General features: G+C 46.7%; 18 protein-coding genes. 4 read left to right on the forward strand and 14 right to left on the reverse strand.

Annotation, left to right across the window (positions count from 1 at the left end):
* Nucleotides 1–17: 17 nt before the first annotated feature.
* Entirely contained in the window at nt 18–1,313 is a 1,296-nt protein-coding gene (locus tag MHI27_RS29275; protein WP_076297952.1) for an ABC transporter substrate-binding protein, read from the reverse strand.
* Between the two features lie 188 nt (nt 1,314–1,501).
* Here MHI27_RS29275 and MHI27_RS29280 point away from each other — a divergent pair, with 188 nt between their 5' ends.
* On the forward strand, nt 1,502–2,224 hold the full coding sequence (locus MHI27_RS29280) for a helix-turn-helix transcriptional regulator (protein ID WP_042192637.1): 723 nt from the start codon (nt 1,502–1,504) through the stop codon (nt 2,222–2,224).
* Nucleotides 2,225–2,301: 77 nt separating this feature from the next.
* Here the strand turns inward: MHI27_RS29280 and MHI27_RS29285 are convergent, their stop codons facing one another.
* Both MHI27_RS29285 and MHI27_RS29290 read right to left on the reverse strand, forming a co-directional pair.
* The gene (locus MHI27_RS29285; RefSeq protein WP_405175225.1) at nt 2,302–2,697 is read right to left on the reverse strand and encodes a hypothetical protein; all 396 of its coding nucleotides are present in this window, start codon (nt 2,695–2,697) and stop codon (nt 2,302–2,304) included.
* Nucleotides 2,694–4,520 (reverse strand): stalk domain-containing protein, encoded by a 1,827-nt coding sequence (locus tag MHI27_RS29290; protein WP_405175226.1) that lies wholly within the window; start codon nt 4,518–4,520, stop codon nt 2,694–2,696. The genes MHI27_RS29285 and MHI27_RS29290 overlap by 4 nt, the downstream gene beginning before the upstream one ends.
* Nucleotides 4,521–4,862: 342 nt before the next feature.
* On the opposite strand from MHI27_RS29290, the gene MHI27_RS29295 reads away from it, so the two are divergent.
* Nucleotides 4,863–6,374: an aminotransferase class V-fold PLP-dependent enzyme gene (locus tag MHI27_RS29295; protein WP_076284880.1), complete on the forward strand. Its 1,512-nt coding sequence runs from the start codon at nt 4,863–4,865 to the stop codon at nt 6,372–6,374.
* An 8-nt stretch (nt 6,375–6,382) separates the two neighbouring features.
* Here the strand turns inward: MHI27_RS29295 and MHI27_RS29300 are convergent, their stop codons facing one another.
* Both MHI27_RS29300 and MHI27_RS29305 read right to left on the reverse strand, forming a co-directional pair.
* Nucleotides 6,383–7,297, reverse strand: coding sequence for an aldo/keto reductase (locus MHI27_RS29300; protein WP_076284881.1), 915 nt, complete (start codon nt 7,295–7,297; stop codon nt 6,383–6,385).
* A gap of 44 nt (nt 7,298–7,341) precedes the next feature.
* Nucleotides 7,342–7,959 (reverse strand): TVP38/TMEM64 family protein, encoded by a 618-nt coding sequence (locus tag MHI27_RS29305; RefSeq protein ID WP_405175227.1) that lies wholly within the window; start codon nt 7,957–7,959, stop codon nt 7,342–7,344.
* A 182-nt stretch (nt 7,960–8,141) separates the two neighbouring features.
* Between MHI27_RS29305 and MHI27_RS29310 the strand changes: the two genes are divergently transcribed.
* A complete protein-coding gene (locus MHI27_RS29310; RefSeq protein WP_405175228.1) occupies nt 8,142–8,645 on the forward strand; it encodes a GNAT family N-acetyltransferase in 504 nt (167 codons plus the stop codon).
* A 334-nt stretch (nt 8,646–8,979) separates the two neighbouring features.
* Here the strand turns inward: MHI27_RS29310 and MHI27_RS29315 are convergent, their stop codons facing one another.
* Genes MHI27_RS29315 through MHI27_RS29330 form a run of 4 tightly spaced genes read right to left on the reverse strand, consistent with a single transcriptional unit; the run spans nt 8,980 to nt 13,387 of the window.
* The gene (locus MHI27_RS29315; RefSeq protein ID WP_405175229.1) at nt 8,980–9,231 is read right to left on the reverse strand and encodes a hypothetical protein; all 252 of its coding nucleotides are present in this window, start codon (nt 9,229–9,231) and stop codon (nt 8,980–8,982) included.
* Complete coding sequence (hydA, locus tag MHI27_RS29320; RefSeq protein WP_405175230.1) at nt 9,231–10,658, reverse strand: dihydropyrimidinase; 1,428 nt, start codon at nt 10,656–10,658, stop codon at nt 9,231–9,233. The genes MHI27_RS29315 and hydA overlap by 1 nt, the downstream gene beginning before the upstream one ends.
* A gap of 2 nt (nt 10,659–10,660) precedes the next feature.
* Nucleotides 10,661–11,950: an NAD-dependent dihydropyrimidine dehydrogenase subunit PreA gene (preA, locus tag MHI27_RS29325; RefSeq protein WP_405175231.1), complete on the reverse strand. Its 1,290-nt coding sequence runs from the start codon at nt 11,948–11,950 to the stop codon at nt 10,661–10,663.
* Between the two features lie 45 nt (nt 11,951–11,995).
* Nucleotides 11,996–13,387, reverse strand: coding sequence for an NAD(P)-dependent oxidoreductase (locus MHI27_RS29330; RefSeq protein WP_405175232.1), 1,392 nt, complete (start codon nt 13,385–13,387; stop codon nt 11,996–11,998).
* 318 nt (nt 13,388–13,705) lie between these two features.
* On the opposite strand from MHI27_RS29330, the gene MHI27_RS29335 reads away from it, so the two are divergent.
* Nucleotides 13,706–15,394, forward strand: a complete 1,689-nt coding sequence (locus MHI27_RS29335) for a PucR family transcriptional regulator (RefSeq protein WP_405175233.1) — start codon at nt 13,706–13,708, stop codon at nt 15,392–15,394.
* On the opposite strand, the gene MHI27_RS29340 is transcribed toward MHI27_RS29335, so the two are convergent.
* The 5 genes from MHI27_RS29340 to MHI27_RS29360 all read right to left on the reverse strand — a co-directional run bounded on the left by MHI27_RS29340 (nt 15,369) and on the right by MHI27_RS29360 (nt 21,396).
* The gene (locus MHI27_RS29340; protein ID WP_405175234.1) at nt 15,369–16,727 is read right to left on the reverse strand and encodes an aspartate aminotransferase family protein; all 1,359 of its coding nucleotides are present in this window, start codon (nt 16,725–16,727) and stop codon (nt 15,369–15,371) included. The genes MHI27_RS29335 and MHI27_RS29340 overlap by 26 nt on opposite strands.
* Before the next feature lie 31 nt (nt 16,728–16,758).
* A complete protein-coding gene (locus MHI27_RS29345; RefSeq protein WP_405175235.1) occupies nt 16,759–18,222 on the reverse strand; it encodes a CoA-acylating methylmalonate-semialdehyde dehydrogenase in 1,464 nt (487 codons plus the stop codon).
* Between the two features lie 104 nt (nt 18,223–18,326).
* Nucleotides 18,327–19,427: an ABC transporter substrate-binding protein gene (locus MHI27_RS29350; RefSeq protein WP_405175236.1), complete on the reverse strand. Its 1,101-nt coding sequence runs from the start codon at nt 19,425–19,427 to the stop codon at nt 18,327–18,329.
* A 239-nt stretch (nt 19,428–19,666) separates the two neighbouring features.
* Nucleotides 19,667–20,584 carry an ABC transporter permease gene (locus tag MHI27_RS29355; protein ID WP_405175237.1) on the reverse strand — a complete coding sequence of 306 codons (918 nt, stop codon included), beginning with the start codon at nt 20,582–20,584 and terminating at the stop codon, nt 19,667–19,669.
* Nucleotides 20,584–21,396: an ABC transporter permease gene (locus MHI27_RS29360; protein WP_076284891.1), complete on the reverse strand. Its 813-nt coding sequence runs from the start codon at nt 21,394–21,396 to the stop codon at nt 20,584–20,586. Before MHI27_RS29360 ends, MHI27_RS29355 begins: the two co-directional genes overlap by 1 nt.
* Nucleotide 21,397: the final 1 nt, after the last annotated feature.

Consider the following 21,397-nt stretch of genomic DNA (forward strand, 5'->3'; position numbering starts at 1 on the left):
CCTCCATAGCCATACGATTATTTTTTAACCGCAGTCATCCAAACATTCTGAAGTGCTTCTAACAAGCCCTCGCCCGTTAATTTTCCTGCATAGTATTTTTCCATTTGGTTCGCAAACTCTTGATCTGCTCCCGCTGGGAATTGATCGAATACCCATTTCACTGTCTTGCCTTCACTTGCATAACGGTTCACTTCTTGGGATAACGGATCCATTTTGCTAGTATCAAAACCGGAGTACACAGGGATAAAGTTAAACTCATCCGTTACATAGTGCTGACCCGCTGGATCTGTTAGCAACCAATCCAAGAACGCCTTCGCACCCGCTTGTTGATCTTCCGATGCATGCTTGTTCACGCGGAAGAAGTTACTGTTACCTACCGCAATACCTTGATTACCTTCGAACGGTACTGGCAAGAAACCGTATTCAAATTTCACATCATAATCGTTCAAGAGACCTTGTGCCCAGTTTCCTTGGTGAATCATCGCATATTGTCCTGCCGCGAAGCCTGCAACTTGTTCATCATACGTATCTTTACTCAAGTTCGTATGGTCTTTGATCTTGTCCAGATCAGCAACGTACTCTTTCAATTCAGGAATATCTTGAAGCTTCAATTCGCCAGCATTAATCTTAGCAATCGTACCCGATGTATCTTTCATTAATGCAAATGGCCAGTTAAATGGATGCATGAAACGGAAGTAAGACTCTTGTGCATACGCTATGGCCTTCTTCACGCCTTTCACTTGCTCTAGCTTCGTGCTTGCTGCTACAAGATCATCCCATGTCTTAATATCATCCGCATTCACGCCTGCTTCCTTGAACATATCCTTATTGTAGATAAGTCCGAAGCCTTCAAGCGCAACTGGCAAGCCATATAATTTACCATCATTACGCGCTGCTGTATCTTGTCCTTCAACAATTTTGCTAGCCGCTTTCATATCATCCAAGGGTGCCATATATGGAAGATATTTTTGAAACTCTGAGCCAGATGCTGTTGTGAAAATGGTTGGTGCTTTTTCTGGTGCGGAGCTGAATTGTGTCTGGAGCACCGTCATCAGGTTGTCACCTGCTGCTCCTAATGCTTGTACTTCATATTTATCTTGAGTTTTATTGAATTCTTTCACTGCATCCTCTAGTGCACTTTGGATTTCTACTTTATTCTGAATGATTGTAATAACCGCTTTTTTACCAGTTCCTTTAGACGTTGTGTCTGCGCTATTTGCCTTGTTTGCCCCATCATCACTTTTTGCTCCACAAGCGACTAACGTGGATAACATAGCTACAGATAATAATGCTGCCCCTACTTTTTTCTTCATCTGCAATACCCCTCTTCTGAAGATTTCATAATTTTTATTTGTATTTCTAAAATTGAAAGCCTTTACAAAACTGATATTACACGATAATATAACACTTAATTATAAATTCTTAACATTAGTTTCGATTTATAAATACGGATTATATTGTAAAATCCTCCCTTAAACAGGTAGCCTAAAGGAGATTATCCATGCTAGACATTACTGCCGTCCTCGAACGCAATATGGCGAAGAATCGCTATCAGAACTATATGCACCCTTCCTATGAGCACGAAAAGAAGCTCGTCTATGCAATCCAACGCATTGATCGTGAAGGTGCCGTTAAAATATTGAATGAAATCAACCTGCTGGAACGAGCCAACCTATCACCGAAGCCTTTGCAGTCGTTGAAATATTCTCTAGTCGCTAGCTGCACCATTTTTACGCGTGCGATCATTGAGGCGGGAGTCGATTCCGAGTCCGCGTTCATTCTCAGTGACCATTACATCAACTTAATTGATGAGAGCGACTCGATCGTGAAGACCGTTGAGATTGAATACCTCATGCTAAATAGCTTTATTAGTGTCATCTCAACCCATCGTTCGTATTCGTATGGACCCATCATTAATAAGACGATCGCCTATATTAAAAAGCACATTGAAGAGAAGCCTACGCTAGAGCGGGTTGCGGAAATCGTGCAGTTGCATCCGAATTACCTCGCAACGCTATTCAAACAAGAAACAGGGAGCACTGTCCTCAACTTCATCCATAAAGAAAGAATGGATGCGATCAAGAACTTCCTGATCCATACAAATATGGCGCTTCAGGATATTAGTGATATCTTCGGCTTCGCTTCCTCTGCCTACTTCTCTACCTACTGCAAGACGCATCTAGGCATGACCGCAAGGGAGTATCGAAAAGATCACATGAAATGATAAGCAAAAAGGCGAATTCTCATTCATAGCTGAATGGAATCTCGCCTTTTGGTCCCCCTAATGATTACTTTGCATAACTATCTCTTCGGTGGTTGCGGTGTAATCAGGAAGTTAACCGGCAAATTACTACCAGACGCTGCAGTGAACAATATCTCAACAGAGCCCCCTTCATCACCTGTACGATAAACCACACTATTCAAGTTTGCATTTGTAATACTGCCGGTACTTGGCATTTGAACAATTTGACCATTCACCATAACAGGTCCCATATAATTACCACCACGCGGGTTAAAGGTAATTAATGAATTGGGAGCAACATGTTCAAATTTGATTTTGTATAGTACTCCGAAGTTGCCTGCATTGGATGCACCAGTTCCTGACATAGGGTCGGTGCCCATCAAATTCAAATCACTTGAATTATCACCGATGAGAAGTCTCGCAGGTGTTCTCCCTACTTCACCCGTAACAGTCATGATACGTAAGTCCCTCGGTTATGCACGCCATCACGATCCAGTATTGGAAGCATAGGAAGTGTGGTTAACGGATCTTTATTCGCATCAATCATCATAACATTGTATTCAATAGGATAATCACTATATAAGTCCGCTTGGAGTGAAACGATTTCGCTCGGTTTTATTGCAATATTATTCAGATCAGACAGGATAGAGACGCTTTCACCAGGTTGCAGGACCGTTGTCTTGTAATCTTTTTTCGTTTGCATGGATTCCCAGTAACGTTGCACTGAGAGTTTACCCGTAGCTTCCGGAAAGGGATGTGGGCCTCCAACGCCTAAATATTCTGTTGTGATCGTCGTAGGGGATAGATTGTTGTTCTTAGCTATCACATATACCTTCATTTTAGTATTCATATTATTCTTGTGGTGAATCAAAAAGCGGGTTCCACCGAACGATGTTTCACGATAAGTAATCCCTTCCATATTTACGGTTTCTGGACTGTTAGTGCGAATAAGATTATAAGGCTCAGAAGTGAGCGTATAAGCTACCTTCTGCCAGTTTGGAACATTGGATCCGTCAATATCAAATACACTACCCGGAGAAGCGAACAATCTATAGAAATCTTCCTTACTGTACAAGACTTCACCCGTAATATTAATGACTTTTTCAAAAGTGCTGATTGCGCCATGTGAATCTTCTACTTGAATAGAAACTGTTGCAGGACCAGACGTGAAGAAAGCTTCCGCTTTATTTGTCCAGGTCGTTGTTTTAAGTGTATCTCCGTCTGGGTCGGTGCTCATATCCGTATAAGTGATCATCTCACCCATTTTGTAGGAATTCTTATCGGTCGTAAAATTTGCAACCGGCGGTGTATTTGGTTTTAGAATCGTGATCGTCGTGGAGTAAGGATCACTCCATTGTCCATTAGCATCCCTAACAGAGTAGGATACTACATATTGCCCAGGTGTATCATAGATATCCTGCTTCCCTTCCCACTTCTCTTCAACTATGGCTGAACCAATCGGTGAAGAGCTAGAAGTCAGGAAATTCACTGGATCACCAGCATAAATTATAGCCGGTACTGTAAAAGAAGCTTTAGGCTTCAAATTTAGCGAAAGAATGACTCGTTTTTGCACATTATCCACGGTATACGGAATGCCCAGTGCCCCAGTAATGGACGTCAATGGAATCATAAAGGTTCCTTTGAATTGATAAGCTGGACCTTTCATTGTCACATTCTTACCATTTACGGAATAAATCTTACTGTCTGTCTTGAACCGCATAACGTCGCTGCCTTTAGTAACAATAGTCTCTTTCGTCTTATAATCGTAAATGTATTTCACACCTACACGTTCAACCATAGCTCTAATCGAAACGTAGGAAACGCCATTCTTCACTGCCATTGGCTGATTAGCCAAATATTCAATGCCATTCTGATACATTTTGTTACTATTCATCATAAGTACAAGCTGATTGCTAGCCCCTGCATTAACTATATCAGTTGTAATCGGTGGTGTGGTGGTCGCAGGTATAAGTGTAAGACTTGGACTCGGTGTGGGGGATGGTAACGTTGTTAAAGTAGAATCGGTTGTTCCCCCTGTAATTGGCGTTACTGTCGCTGTTGGCGTTGGTGTTGCTGTTGCCCCTTCTGCTACCGGACGTTTCAATGATGGCAATGGATCAGTAGCTTCTGGAATTACTTCCGCAACAGATGTAGTAGCCACTCTTACTCCACTGGTGTTACTGGAGGTAATATTTCCAGCTTCAGCAAAAACGGGCACTGCCGCAGCAGTCTGAGATACGGCCAATAGTACAACTAATGATAGTTTTTTTAAATGCATGATTTGACTCCTCTGCTCCATTTGTGAATATAAGTGGCCCCTAACTTTACCTTCCTCTTATATAACGAGACAGTGCTTTTACTTCATGGCACATTCATTATTTCAAATCGTATTATTTGACGCAGTAGATCTCAAAAAAAATCATTATAAGTAAATAAAAACAATGTTGTATATTAATTACACCATTCACCTCTATCTCCTTTATTTGTTATTCCTATAAACTCCACCTAGGCTTTAACCCAATTCTCCAAGCAAGCATATACTAATGCCATAGAAACTACTGGCACGCCGAAAATAAACTATGACCTTACCACTATCGGCGTACGGGCTGGAGGGAAATCCGTGCTAAACATCATCCACGCCTCTTCTGCAGAGACGCCCGCTTCACTACAAAACCATTTCGAGATTTTTCGTGAGCACACCATTGGAATTCGGCATCAGATCACCACACCCTATGGTAGACAGCCCCTGCTGTATGCCGATTGGACCGCCAGCGGACGCTTATATGAACCGATTGAACGGAAGCTGCAGGAAGCCTTCGGTCCATATGTTAGTAATCCACATACAGACTCCAACACGACCGGTTTAACCATGACACTGGCTTATAATGAAGCGCGACAAATTATTAAAAAGCATGTAAATGCTGGCCCTCAGGACATCCTGCTCTTCTGCGGAAATGGAACAACGGGAGCCGTAAACAAGCTGCAGCGTATCATGGGCTTAAGACTCCCTGAGTGGATTCAGGACTATAGCTCCCATTCGATGGAGGAACGTCCTGTGATCTTCACCAGCCATATGGAGCATCATTCCAATATCCTTCCCTGGCAGGAGGGGATTGGTGATGTTGTGACTGTTCCTCCCGGAGAAAACGGAAATATAGATCTTCAGCAGCTTGAAGCCCAGTTGAAATTGTATCAGCATCGCCGCTGGAAAATCGGTTCATTTACGGCTTGCTCCAATGTGACCGGAATTCAGACTCCCTACCAGAAGCTTGCCGCGATTATGCACCGCCACGGAGGCCTATGTTTTGTAGATTTTGCCGCCAGTGCACCCTATGAGCCTATCGATATGCATCCTGTCTCACCGCTGGAGAAGCTGGATGCAATCTTTTTTTCTCCGCATAAATTTCTGGGTGGACCGGGCACGAATGGCGTTCTAATTTTTGATGAGGCTCTAAGTAATGGACGTATTCCTGACGAACCGGGTGGAGGTACAGTGGCTTGGGTCAATCCTTGGGGAGGACGCCGCTACACCAACGAAATAGAGATGCGGGAAGACGGGGGAACACCGGGGTTTCTGCAAGCTTTTCGGACAGCACTTTGCGTGAAGCTGAAGGAACAGATGAATGGAAACGGTCAATATATGGTGATTAGAGAGCACGAGCTATGCCAGCAATTAATGAACGGGCTCCGTAGCATACCCGAATGCTCGCTGCTAGCTGGACATCATACAGAACGTCATGGCATTGTCTCTTTTACACTACGTGATATTCATTATAATCTTGCAGTTCAACTACTGAATGATCGCTTTGGTATACAAGCCCGGGGTGGTTGCTCTTGTGCAGGTCCTTATGGGCATTACTTACTTGAATTAGGGTGGGCGCAATCTGCTCAGATCGCTGAGGCAATTACTGTAGGAGACCAGTCGCTTAGACCGGGTTGGATCCGCATCTCTCTACACCCCATTATGACGAATCAGGAGGTAGAGAGAATTGTATCCGCTGTACGAAATATCGTGATCCATTTCCAACAATGGAAACAGGACTATTTTTATGATGCTTCTACGAACAGTTGGACTCATATCTACAATGAGGATCCCGCAGAGGCGAAGGTCAAAGCGCTTTTTTCGGTGTAGTTCCCAGCTTATTGTGTAATGTCCTTCACCATGTCCAGATCGGCAGCACTAGCGTTGGAGATAACTTGTTCTACATTTTTACAACCCGGAATTACACTGGTTACTGCGGGATGCTGAAGGCACCACGCCAAAGCCCACTGCGCCATATCGAGTCCAGAAGGGACTTCATTGGCAGCAATTTCAGCTACAGCGCGCAGCTGTTTTTGCCTTACATCCTCTTTATGGTTAGCACGCACATCACCCTGACCAAATACCGCATCCGGCTTGTACTTGCCGCTTAAATAACCACTCGCTAACGGAACACGCGCCAACACACCTAATTTATGCTCGATGCAGAGCGGAAGAATCTCTTCCTCAGGTTGACGATCCAGCCGATTATATACTACTTGTATGGCCTCTGCTTGCACATCCGCTGCTGCAGAGGTCTGATGTACACCCGAGACTGATGCACTTATCGAGACGCCTAAATGACGGATTTTCCCTGCCTGCTTCTGTCTGTCGAGCATGCTCCACAGCTTGTCATTATCGAATTGCTCATCCGTTCCGGAATGGAATTGATAGAGGTCGATGTACTCGGTCTGAAGTGCACGCAGGGAATCATCCAGCTGCTTCAGCACATCCTCAGCACGCCATAACTGTTCCCGCTGCAAATGTCCCTGAAAATGATGACCGAATTTCGTAGCTACAATCCAGTCCTCACGTTTCCGGCGAGCCAGATAACCTCCGATGAACTTCTCTGACAAGTGATCTCCATAACATTCTGCCGTATCAATCAGGTTAATACCGAGCTCTCCAGCCTTATCTAACATGGCATCGACTTCTGCTTGAGTGAAATCCTTGCCCCACTCTCCACCGAACTGCCAAGTACCCAATCCGATCACCGATACATTCATCCCTGTACTGCCAAGTTTACGATATTTCATCATCATTTCCTCCTTTGTTCTATTAAAATAGTCCATTCACAGTACTAAGCGGCCTTGTTTCCATCTTCCACCGTTCTAGCGAACCGCGCCTCGATGGCTTTAACTCCCCATAGTGACAATCCAATAAACACCAAGACATAGATGATCTCCCACGGCTGGCGGATAAATCGTTCCAGATCATTTCCAATATATGAAACAGCGAATACCATGATCGCTTTGCCCACAGTGAGCGCAAGGAGGTATGAACGAAACCTCATACCAGCAAGACCAGCAGCCATATTAATTACAACGAAGGGGCCTACCGGGAATATACTAAGCAGAAAAACATAACTGAATCCGCTTTGCCGCACCCATGTCATACTTTTGGCTACCTTTGGCCGTTCTGACCATTTTCGCAGATACCGATGCGAAGCTACTTTGCGAATAATCCAAAATGTTGTCACACAGCCCGCAACCAAGCCGATCCAAGAATACAAAAAACCTAACCATAAACCATATACAGCCCCGTTTAATCCGACGATCGCAATAGTTGGTAGTGGTGGTATAAATGATTTCAAAAACGTTAACGCAATGCCCGGAAAGGGCCCAAACGAACGATATTGTTCAAGCAGATGCCGCAGATTATCCTCTGTCAGCCAAGACATAATATCAAGAAAGTACATAACCAGCTGATCTCCTCATCCGATTGGAATTCTTAACACCTGGTCTCAATTATACACGAAGTTGCGAGCATTCCTACAGCTCTTCCAATATAAAGAAAACAAGCTAGAACTACATGAATGACATCGAGCAGACCGTCAGTTACCATAGATAGAAAATACATATGAGACAGGGGCGCATGGTTATGATCATCCATTCAGAAGCCTTGGATTTACAACGTACCACCGTGCAGGATTTAGCGTTCGTATTAGCGACAGAACAAAATGTAGGAAACCGTGCCTATATCGGAGTATGGAGCAAAGAGGAGCACACTACAGCCATTCATGATTCAGATATTCTGCACCTTACAATTAGGGATCACTCTGGAAAAAGAGTCGGTTATATCATCGTAACAGGACTTCAGGACACCCATCTTTCCGTCTGCATTAAAAGAATCGTCATCCATTCCAAAGGGCTTGGGTATGGCAAACTGTCGCTTCAGCTCGTGAGCGACTGGATCTTTCGCCACACTGAATCACATCGCCTATGGTTAGATGTTAGAGACCACAACCACAGAGCACGCCATGTCTATGAAAGCTGTGGCTTTACACTGGAAGGCACTCTACGTGAATGCATAAAAGTAGGGGAACACTTTGAATCTCTGCATATCATGTCCATATTACGGCATGAGTATATGGAGCGTGAGTAGCAGCGACAGCAATAGATTAGGGAAATCCTCCCTGATTTTTGGTCTTTCAGGTGCCTATAACTGCAAATCAGGGAAAACCTCCCTAATATTTAGCGAATTTGAGCAAAACCGGCGTATTTCAGGGATTTTTAGGGAGGATTTCCCTAAAACGTCTATTCGGGACCATAATCAGCTACTTTTTAGGGAGGATTTCCCTAAAAAGTGTATTCCGCGATGATAATCGGCTATTTTCAGGGAAGTTATCTCCACGCCCCTTTCATGCGCACAATAAAAAGCCGAGCAGTAGGCCCCCTATCCTGCGCAGGCTCACTACTCAGCTTCAAATCCCCTCACTTCAAACCTCTCCACTGTAACAACTAGCCTCCTCACCTTCCGCCCTCAGCCCCGCAACCACAAGGGTTGTCACGTACTTACGAGCATCCGCTGTCAGCAGTAACAGCTCTACCGAGCTTTTAGCCGGTTCCCCTCTAACAAACTTTATTCGCGCACCGTCCAAATCCTCTTGGATGCTGGCAATCGTATATCCTTTAAAAAGCAGCCCATCAATCTCCTGCTGTTCTTTGGCATATTCCGCAAAAGCAGACATCAGACAACACCTCCGCTAATTTCCGCCTTGGAAGGAAGAGGAGCCTCCGCTGCAAAACGCTTGCGCTTTAAATATTTTCCCGACCCCGGTTTACCAACAAATTGCTTGTCTCGAATCACAAACTCGCCTCGACTGAGGACGGAAACAGGCTCTCCCTTTACTTCAAAGCCCTCAAACGCATTATAATCGACATTCATATGGTGCGTATCCGCAGAAAGGGTTCTTTCAACAGAAGGATCAAAAATAACCAGGTCAGCGTCACTGCCTACCGCGACCGTGCCTTTTTGCGGATACAATCCAAACAGCTTGGCGCTAGAGGTAGCAATAATGTCTACGAATTTGTTCAATGAGATCCGGCCTTTCTGCACACCTTCCGAATATAGAATCGTAAACCGGTCCTCAATGGTCGGCCCACCGTTCGGGATTTTGGAGAAATCGCCTAGCCCCAGATCCTTTTGTCCTTTGAAATCAAACGAGCACTGGTCAGAGCCAATCGTCTGCAAGCTGCCACTCCATAGCGCATCCCACAAAACATCCTGATTCCACTGCTCACGCAGGGGCGGAGACCACACGTATTTAGCACCTTCGAAATTAGGCTTTTCCAGCGCCGTCTGATCCAGCACTAAATACTGTGGACAAGTCTCGCCGTAGACGCGCAGTCCCTTTTTACGCGCTTCAGCAATCTTCCAAGCAGCTTCCGCACAGGTCACGTGTACAACATACAGCTGAGAATCTGTCAGTTCGGTTAGATAAGCTGCGCGTCCCGTAGCTTCACCCTCCAGCTCCGGCGGGCGGGTCAGCGCATGAAAGATCGGGTCGGTATTGCCTGCGGCCAAAGCCTGCTCTACAAGATATTCAATGACATCTCCATTTTCCGCATGCACCATAACGAGTGCACCTTCTTTTTTCGCGGCTTGGAGGGTCTTAAAAAGTGTGCCGTCATCCGCCTGAAAAGTATTCTTATAAGCCATAAATACTTTGAGCGAGGTAATGCCTTCATTCTCAATAATCTCCGGAAGCTCGCCCAGTACTTTATCGTTTAATTCTGAGACCATAAGGTGGAAGCTGTAATCAATCACCGCTTTATCCTGCGACTTATGATGCCATGTATCTACGGCTCGCTGTAGCGGTTGCCCTTTGGTGGTTAAGCAAAAATCAATGACTGTGGTCGTTCCGCCATATGCAGCCGCAATGGTTCCCGTCTCGAAATCATCAGCAGTAACCGTGCCGCCAAAAGGCATATCCAGATGCGTATGAGGATCAATGCCTCCAGGAAAAACATAACACCCCGAGGCATCTATAATTTCCGCACCAGGGACATCCAAATGAAGACCAATCTCCGTGATAATCCCGTTTTCAATTGCCACATCACCTGTATAAGTATCTGCTGCGGTAACGATGATGCCATTTTTAATAATCTTCTTCATCCTTATACCACCTCCACTTCCGAATAGGAGCCATTCAAGCTACTGATCACCTTCTGCCTTTCATTCCAGGTCAGAGGGGCTGCCCCGGTGTCCACTGGAACCATATCGATCGCGCCGTCTGCTGGACAGACAATAGAACAAAGATTACAGCCTACACAATCTTCCTCGCGGACCTGTAGAATAGCTTTCCCATCTGCATTAGTTAACATATCAATACATTGATGTGAAGCATCTTCGCAGGCAATATGGCATTTATTACAGTTGATACAGTTCTCCTCATTAATGCGGGCAACGACCTTATAGTTGAGATCCAGATCACCCCAGTTGGAGTATCTGGATACCGATTTGCCGATTAGCTCTGTTACAGAAGCTAACCCTTTATCATCCAAATAGTTGTTGAGCCCATCGATCATTTCCTCCACAATCCGGAAACCATGATGCATAACCGCTGTACATACCTGAATACCTGTAGCACCCATTAGCATAAACTCCACAACATCCTGCCAGGTAGAAATCCCTCCAATACCGGAGATAGGAATGCATACTCCCCGGTCACGAGCACACTCAGCTACCATGCTAAGCGCAATAGGCTTCACAGCTGGACCACAGTAACCTCCATGCGCACCTTGACCTCCAACGTTCGGAATCGTATTCCAGCTATGAATATCTACACCAGCAAGACTATTGATCGTATTGATCATACTAATCGCGTCCGCTCCCCCCTTAACCGCATGACGGGCAACGACGGTGATATCCGTAATGTTGGGCGTCAGTTTCACAATCACCGGAGTCGTAGCTACTTCTTTTACCCAGGTGGTCTGTGCCTGTACTAGATCAGGCTGCTGCCCTGAAGCAGCGCCCATTCCACGCTCAGCCATCCCGTGCGGACAACCAAAGTTAAGCTCCAGACCGTCTACACCCACATCCTCTACCCGCTTAACAATCTCATGCCATTTATGCTGCGTTGGTTCTACCATCAGGGAGGCTATAATCGCATGATTCGGAAATCTTTTCTTCGTTTCATAAATTTCCTTCAGATTAACTTCAAGCGGACGGTCGGTGATCAGTTCAATATTGTTAAAGCCCGCAACCCGTTGCCCATTGAAATTTACTGCCGCAAAACGCGATGAGGTATTAATGATCGGATCACCGAGCGTCTTCCACACCGCACCACCCCAACCTGCTTCAAAGGCCCGCTGCACTTGATAGCCTGTATTGGTAGGGGGCGCAGAGGCCAGCCAGAACGGATTCGGTGATTTGATTCCTGCGAGATTAATACTTAAATCTGCCATTGATGTTCCCTCCCTGTCATGTAAAATCCAATATGATTTCTACGCTCAGCCCGCAGATCTAACAACGACCTCCTGCTGGCCTGAGAATTGTTTAACAATCGCATGGGCCGCATCTTTTCCCTGCTGTGCCGCGGATACAACCATGGCCTCGCCTTTACCTGAACCAAATATGATGTCCCCAGCGGCATAAATCTGCGGATCGGAGGTTTGGCAGGTGACCTCATTCACCCTCACAACCCCGCGATCATGGGCTAGACCTAAGGAATCTATTAGATCTAGGCGACGCTTTTGTCCTATAGCTATTACAACTGCATCTACAGGAATCAAGAACTCAGAACCCTCGATCGGCATAGGTATTGGACGACCATCTTTGCCCAGCTCCTCCGTCAGCTTCATCTGCACACATTCCAGTGCAGTTACATTCCCAAGCTCATCACCCACGATACGTTTCGGTAAGGTAAGCCAGTTGAACTCCACACCTTCCTGCTTCGCGAATTCATATTCAAAGTCATATGCCGTCATCTCTTCGCGGGTCCGGCGGTAGACTATTTTCACATTGGTGGCTCCCAGCCGCACTGAGCAAGTCGCTGCATCAATAGCCGTATTCCCTGCACCAATGACAGCGACCCGCTGACCCATCAGCTCTAGTAGAGGAATGCCAGTCTTAGTGGATTCTACGAGCGCAATGGCATCATATACGCCAGCCATTTTTTCACCTTCAATCCCTATTGGAGGCACATAACCCATACCCGCTGCCAAAACGATGGCATCATAATTCGACTTCAGCTCATCTACAGAAACATCCACTCCGACTTTTACACCTGTACGTATTTCCACACCCAGCTTCTCTACCTGCTCTACTTCCCAAAGAGATACAGATTGCGGGAGCCGAAACGATACAATCCCATGTGTATCCAGCCCACCCGCTAACGCCTTCGCTTCGTAGACCACAACAGCAAAACCTTCACGGGCGAGCTCCCTAGCCGCAGACAATCCCGCAGGACCACCACCAATTACGGCTACCTTTTTCCCATTAGGGGTGCCAGCCTTAAATAATTGAACTCCGCTGTTCATCGCCCAATCTGTCGCATAACGCTGCAGCAGTCCGATTTGGATCGGCGCCGAGGCATCATTTAACACACAGGCTCCTTCACACAGCTCATCTGTAGGACAAACACGAGCACAGCTGGCACCCACAGGATTGGAATCCATAATCGTCTGTGCCGAGCCTTTCAAATTGTCAGTAGCGATCCGTTTGATAAAGGAGGGAATATTAATGCTGGTCGGACATGCTTTTATACATGGGGCATCGTAGCAATATAGACAGCGATTGGACTCATCCAGGGCACCCTTATGGGTCAGAGGCGGCTCAGCCTCGGCGAAATTGCGCATGAACATATCAGGTGTAAATGCTGTTAACGGAGATGAATGCTCCATCACTAGTCCCTCCTTATGGGTAATTTTTCATATTAGTGTTATATAATATAACATTATTTCAAGTTTTGTCTGAATATTTTACTTACTTCTTTAAATTATTGTAGTAATATAAGCATTAACAGAAATTATCTCTCAACGTTCTTCCTGATTAGGTTATATATACTGACATCCGTTAATCAAACTATAGTCATTTCGAATTTTCGTTGCATTAGACACTTTGTCTAATTTCAAAACTGTATTTTTTACGTATGAGAATAGGCTGAGAATAACAGGGCATTAGCCGAAGGCCAGAGCGCATAAGATCGAGGGGGAGTAACTATGGACTGGGAGCTTGTATTAACCATTCGTGACGCTTTAAAAAGACCACTATTCGCAGAAACCGAGGTGATCGGCGGGAAAAGCGGCCTAAGCCGTGCCATTCGCTGGGTGCATGTGCTGGAAAGTGCCAACTTCGAGACTCTGATTCATGGCGAAGAAATGATTTTGACTACGGGGATTGGTGCATGTGTCGATCTCCCTTCCTCCTTGGAGTTTATGCAGAACCTGATCGACAAAAATGCAGCTTGCCTATGTATTGAGTTAGGTACGTATTTCAGCACCATCCCGCAAGAGATGATCGACTTAGCCAACAGGCATGACTTTCCGCTAATCATCTTCACCCGCACGGTTCGCTTCGTCGATATCACCCTAGACCTCCATTCCATCATCATCAATCGGCATCACCGGATGCTGCAAGAACTCGAAAGCATCTCTCGTGAATTCCACCGTCTGACCTTAACCTCACAAGGAACAGTGAAGGTACTGCAATTATTATGTAAAAGCACCCGCACACAAATCGTCTATATGCAGCTGCAAGGCAAACCCTTATTCTTCCCGGCACTTCCGCCCGAAGAGCAAACTCCCCTGCTAAATTTCTTCACCACCTTCGGTGACGAGATGGAAGGCATTCAACCAGACATCGCTCCTTACACCCGAGAATATGGACAAAAGACGATTGCAATCAAGCCTGTAGGCGCGCTGGATCAGACCTGGGCTTATATCCTGATGGTCTGCAATCATAAGCCACAAGAATTTGATTGCCTGCTGCTGGATTCCGCCTCGCTGTCCATTGCTCAAGAGCTACTGCGTACCCGATATATGGAGGAGCGTAAGCTTTTTTCAGAAAATCTATGGGTCGATGAGCTGATCAATGGTCGTATAGAGGATGACAATCGCTTAAAAGGCTTGATCGGTTCCAATTTCAACATGGTCAACGAACTCCCTTACCGTGTATGCCTTATCGAAATCAAGAACCCTAGAGACGTAAAATGGAACAGCTCAGAGAACGAATGGGAATCAATCACCTTCCACCTTTCGCTCATCTTGCGTTCCATTTTCGAAAAATATTCCCTACGTCCGCTGATCACACTCAAGAACAATCGCCTCACCGTCATCGCTCTCGACATCCAATCGAAAATGCCTGGAAAAATGCGGATTCAGCAAGCACTTGAGGCCCTGCAGAACATCCGCTCTGATGAGAAGCTCAAGGATTTGCAGCTCGTCATTGGAGTCAGCAAATCGCATAAGCGCCTAAAACAGACCTATTCCGGTTATCAAGAAGCTTTGCAAGCTTTGTCTCTATACTCTTGTTATCAGAAGTCACTGCTCTTCTATGAAGAGCTGGGTGTATTCCAGTTGCTGTTGAGCTTGAATGACGGAAAAACGTTGCAGAACTTCATTCGCAGTTATCTCGGCCCGCTAATCGACCACGACCAAACCAAAGGCAGCGAGCTGCTGCTTACCCTTCGTGTTTATCTGGATCATGATGGTTCCAAACAAATTGCCGCTCGAAACTTATTCATTGTCAGACAGTCCCTTTATTATCGCCTGGACAAAATAACAGAGCTACTGGGTGAAGACTTCATGCAGCCAGAGAATCGGATCTCCATTCAAGTCGCCCTGCGCGCTTACCAATTTCTATATCCAGACAAAATCACTTTACCTAGCCCCCGTTCAGCACAGATTTAAAGGTATCGATAATAAATTCTATATCTTCATCCGTGGAGGATAACGGCGGGGCGAGGGTAAGCACATTGTTGAACCCAGCTACGGTATCGCCATTTTTGCCGATGATAAGCCCCTTGGACTTACATTCGGCAATAATCCCTTTCACAATACTCAGATCAACTGGCTTTTTGCTAACCTTATCTTCAACCAGCTCGATGCCTGTCACTAAACCAAAGCTGCGAACATCACCCACAAGCTTGTGATCCAGTAACTCGGTGAATGCAGTGTTCAGTCTTTTGCCCAAAAGCTCTGCACGCTCCACCAGCTTCTCCTGCTCGATAATTTCCAGATTGCTTAACGCTAGTGCACACGAAGCCGGATTGCCACCAAAAGTATTCACATGGCGAAAATGACCATAATCATCACTATTATCCTTGAACGCTTCATAGATATCCTTACGAACAGCAGTGGCAGATAAGGGAAGATAAGCACTAGTCAACCCCTTAGCCATTGTCACGATGTCAGGCTTCACATTAAAGTTGTGATGACCAAACTTACATCCAGAACGTCCGAATCCACAAATCACCTCATCCATAATAAGCAACACACCGTGCTTACGGCAGATTTCCTGCACCCGATCCAAATAAACCTGATGCGGTACAATGACGCCACCACCCGTAATTACAGGCTCCATAATCACCGCAGCTACCGTCTCCACGCCTTCCCAGATGATCATATCCTCTATGGACTGTGCACACTGGAGGTTGAATTCTTCCACAGTCATCCCGGCCGGGCGGCGATAGCTGTCCGGGGGAGCTACATGCAGAAACCCACCCGCCAACGGTTCATATTTATATTTGCGTTGGGCCTGGCCCGTTGCAGATAATGCCCCAAGTGAACTACCATGGTACCCACGATAACGGGCAATGAATTTATGGCGATAATGCTGGCCGATTTGCTGCTGGTACTGGCGGGCCATTTTGAAAGCAGCCTCATTGGCTTCCGATCCACTATTGGAAAAAAAGATCACATAATCGTCCCCGAGCCACTCATTCAACTTCTCCGCTAGTGCAATCGCCGAGAGATGACTTTGTGTCAGAGGAAAATATGGCAGGGTCAGCAATTGATTGTAAGCAGCTTCCGCCAGCTCCTTGCGCCCGTATCCCACATTTACACACCATAAACCAGACATCCCATCCAAAAATCGATTGCCCTGTATATCCGTAATCCACGACCCACTCGCCGAGGCGGCAATCATAGGCGGATTCTTTTCACTATAAGGTGTAATGTTGTGCCATAAATATTTCCGATCCTTGCTCACCGCAAGCTCACTATCATTCCCCAGACTCTGCATAACATCTTCTCCTCTCAGCAGCTCATTTTCTCTAATAACGGGCAGTGATCATCTTTTTACGCGTATAGAATTCCACCCCATCACGGCCATTGGCATGCAGGTCTCCATAGAATGATTTCTTATAACCCGAGAAGGGGAAAAAGGCCATGGGCGCAGGCACACCCAGATTCACACCCAGCATTCCTGCATCAATTTCTTCCCGGAACTCGCGGATCGCTTTAGCGCTATCTGTGTAAATGCACGCCCCATTCGCGAATGGAGACTGATTCGTCACCGCAATAGCTTCACTTAAACTCTTCACACGGATCACAGACAACACCGGTGCAAAAATCTCATCCTTCCAGAGGGTCATTCCCGGCTGTACATGATCAAATATCGTCGGTCCGATAAAATAACCCACACCGCCCACAGCAGCATCTTTCCGCCCATCTCTCACTAACTCGGCTTGTTCAGCTTCACCAGTCTCAATGTAATAAAGAGTCCGATCCTTATTCGACTGGCGAATTACCGGCCCCAAAAACACCCCGTCAGCGGCGCCGTTACCCATCTTAAGCTCATCCGCAGCCGCTACCAGGCGACTCACTAGCTCGTCAGCGATAGCCTCATGGACTACCACAACCGAGCAAGCCATACACCGCTCACCCGCAGAGCCAAACGCAGCAGCAATTATATTTTTCACCGCATTATCCAGTTCTGCGTCAGGCAGCACAATCGAATGGTTTTTAGCTCCTGCTAACGCCTGCACTCGTTTCCCCTGCGCCGTCCCTGTCTTGTATACATATTCCGCTACCGGCTGCGAACCCACGAACGAAATCGCCTTCACTTCCTCATGCTCCAACAGCCCGTTTACCACCTCATGCGCTCCATGAACAACATTCAGCACACCGGGCGGAAAGCCCGCTTCAGCAAATAGTTCAGTTAACCGATTAACCAGCAGCGGCGTACGCTCAGAAGGCTTCAGCACAAAGGTATTCCCGCAAGCAATGGCGAGCGGAAACATCCAGCAAGGGACCATCATCGGAAAATTGAACGGAGCAATCCCACCAATAACTCCTAGCGGATAGCGGTACATCCCGGATTCAATTCCAGTAGCAATATCCGGAAGCTGGCTGCCCATCATTAACGTGGGGATGCCTGCGGCAAATTCAACACACTCAATGCCGCGCTGCACCTCACCCTGCGCCTCTTCCAGATTCTTACCATTCTCAAGCGTAATCAACTCAGCCAGCTCATGCCAATGCTCTACCAGTAGCTGTTGATATTGAAAAAAATAGCGTGCGCGACGCGGTACAGCGACTTTTTTCCACGAATGAAACGCTGTTGCCGCAGCCTCGACCGCCACACCCAACTCTTCTTTATTTGATATAGGTACATAGGCAATCACTTCGCCGGTCGCCGGATTGTATACCTCTTCTTCCTGTCCGGATAACGACTCTACCCAAGCTCCATTCACATAATTCTTAACCTTCTCGACTTGTTTCACTAGGAGAGACATAACTCGCACCTCTTTCTCTATTTCAGATGCACAGATGGACTGCTGATTACAATAGATGACCGCCAGAACGGGCGGCCATCTATTATAACTATAAGTTCGGTTTGTTATTTTGCTGCCATTTCTACGATTTCGTTCGTGTAAGCCTCATCCACCTTAGCTGGCTCTTTAATAACACCGAACTTTTGCGAAATATCAGCCGTTTGTTGAAAGGCCGCTGCATCGGTATATCCCATTTTCGCACTGTCAAAGCCTTCCGGTAGAATCAGCTTGGCAACCTCGGTCATCATCGTCAATTGATGCTCCTTAGTAGTACTGCCGTCTTCCGCTTGCTTCATTACACTGTCCACCGCAGCTGCAGGATCTGCAATGGCGTCTTTCCAGCCTTTCAATGAGGCGCGAACAAACTTCGCCGCAGTCTCCTTATTCTCCGCAAGCCATTCTTTATTGGCGAATAAGTTATCCTCAAGCATTGCAACGCCTTCTGTATTCATGTCGACGACATTCAGATCCTCAGCCTTAACGCCTGACTCCAACACTACTTGGTACTCGTTATAGGTCATCGCTGAGGCCGCATCGATCTGATCGCCCAAGAACTGATCCATCGTGAACCCTTGCTTCGTAAAGCTTAGATCCTTATTCGGATCGAACTTATATTTATCGAATAACGCTAATAGTTCAAATTCGTTGCCGCCCATCCAGTTGCCGACTTTTTTACCCTTAAGATCAGCGGCTGAGTTGATGCCCGCCGATTTTTTGGAGACCAGGACCAATCCGCTCTTTTGATAGATTTGAGCAATTTGCACGAGTGGCATTCCCTGCTCAAGACTTGGAAGCAAGCTTGCTACCCAGCCAACACCGATATCTGCGGAGCCCCCAGCCACTTGCTGCTCTGGAACAATATCCGGACCTCCCGGCAGAATCTCTACATTTAGTCCTTCTTCCTTGTAATATCCTTTATCCTGCGCCACAAAATATCCAGCGAATTGTGCCTGCGGCACCCATTTCAGCTGTAGCTTCACCGTAACTGGATCAGCAGCCGGTTCAGTAGCAGCACTTGCGTCAGGAGCTGCTGATGCTTCAGGGGCAGTCGTAGCTTCAGCTGCCGAGTTATTATTGTTGCCACCGCAACCCGCCATTAAAGAAACACTCAACATCATCACGATTGCCAACAAACCACCACGAAATTTGCGTTTTTTCCCGTTCATCAATCGAACTCCCCCTATCGTAATTTAAGTTTGTAACAAGCGTAAACGCCTTCGTCGTCCTTATAAGGACGATAAGCGTTTAAGCGAGAAATATAAGGATGATGTATAGTGTGAAACTTATAAATCCTTATATTTCAAGACAGCACAGTATGGACAATCATCGTGGTGCGTTTATGCATACAGCCGTGGGCGGTTTCTCTCTTCCATTCCCACTATAGCTGGATGTAATGAGTGTGAGATTAAGTACGCTGCGAAGGATGCCACTTGATGAACACTTTCTCCAGCCGCTCAACCACTAAGTAGAAGAGCACGCCGGCAATTGCGGCCAGAACGATACATGACCAGCCCAGCGGCATTTTGGCAACTTTAATGGAATTGGAGAGCAGATACCCAAGCCCTTTTGAGGAGAAAAAGAATTCCCCAACAATGGCGCCAATCATACTCGCCGTCGCGTTGATCTTCAGTGCTGTAAATACATAGGGCAGGCTATTGCGAATCCGCAGATAACGAAACACTGCCGGCTTACCTGCCGCGTAGGAATGCATCAGATCCAGCGCCAATGGATCAATCGCCGCCATGCCTTTATAGGCGTTGATCGACATCGCTGCCATTGTAGTTGCTGTTACTATGGCAATTCGTGAGCCTATCCCATCTCCAAACCACAGATTCATAATGGGCGCGAGGGCGACGATGGGCACAGCATTTAGAGCAGCAACCAAAGTTAAACTTCCACTTCCCCAACGCGGCCACGCCGTAGCAGCTAAAGCGATCAGAAATCCGATAGCAGAACCAACCAACATTCCCAGCACAGCCTCAGTAAGGGTGTATCCGGTATAGGATAGCAACATGCTGAAATTATCCCTCATGGTCGTGGCAATTGCTGTGGGCAACGGCAGCTGATATTTCTTCAGATCAAAGATCTTATGAAAGAATTCGAACTCCCATAGCCCAAGAAACAACACCCCCGCCAATACAGGCAGCAGCACCCCTGCGCTAAAAATCCTCTTCAGGCCATGCGAGCCGCCCTTACGCTTGGCAATTACCGCAGGTTTCGAGCCTGTTGCAACATTCTTCTGCGTAGCCGTTAATACCGGCTGGGCCACCTCTTTACTAGTAGAGCCTATAAATGAAGCCTCCCGAACGGAGTTGGTTTCCATTAGCGGCTACCTCCTTTCGGTCGAAATTCAGGCTGCCACGGCGCCACCAAACGTTCTATCAGACTGATCAACCAGTAACTTACAATCCCCAACAAAGCGCCGACAATCACCGTAGACCAGAACATGTAGGTATGAGAGCTGCCGTAGTAGAGATTACGCAGCATGATTACGCCAATCCCGTGCTGCGCACCCATGAGCTCTACCAGGATAGCACCAGTCACTGCGAGCGGAGCAGCAATCTTAAGCCCTCCGAACAAACCCGGCAGGGCCGCTGGAAATCTGAGTTTCCAATAGACCGCCCAAGGTTTTGCCGCATAAGAATGCATTAATTCCAGCGCGGAAGGATCCACACTTCGCAAGCCGCGCAGCATATTGAGAGCCACTGGGAAGAATGTAATATAACCCGAAATAATAATCCGTGAAGTCTGCTCATCTCTCACAATCCCATAAATGATCGGCGCCAGCCCCAGGATCGGAATCATCTGCGAGGCGATAGCGTAAGGAAAAGTTAACTGCTCTATCGTCTTCGACAAGCTCATTAGCACCGCCAGTGAAGCACCAGCCACCGCACCAATCAGGAAGCCAACACCAGCATTGCCAAAGGTGGCAGCCCCCTCCTTCAGAAGCGTGCCACTATACTTCCACAGCGTGGATAGCACCTCATGAACGTAGGGCAACTTGGACTGAGCTAACGGTGTCTCCACTACATGGAGCAGCATCCAGGAGGCTCCTTCCCAAACTAGCAGCAAACCAAATATCCAGACAAACAACGGCAGCAGGCGACCCCGTACAAAGATACTGCCCCCTTTCATC

Source organism: Paenibacillus sp. FSL H8-0261, from assembly GCF_045040645.1.
Classification (GTDB): domain Bacteria; phylum Bacillota; class Bacilli; order Paenibacillales; family Paenibacillaceae; genus Paenibacillus_AQ.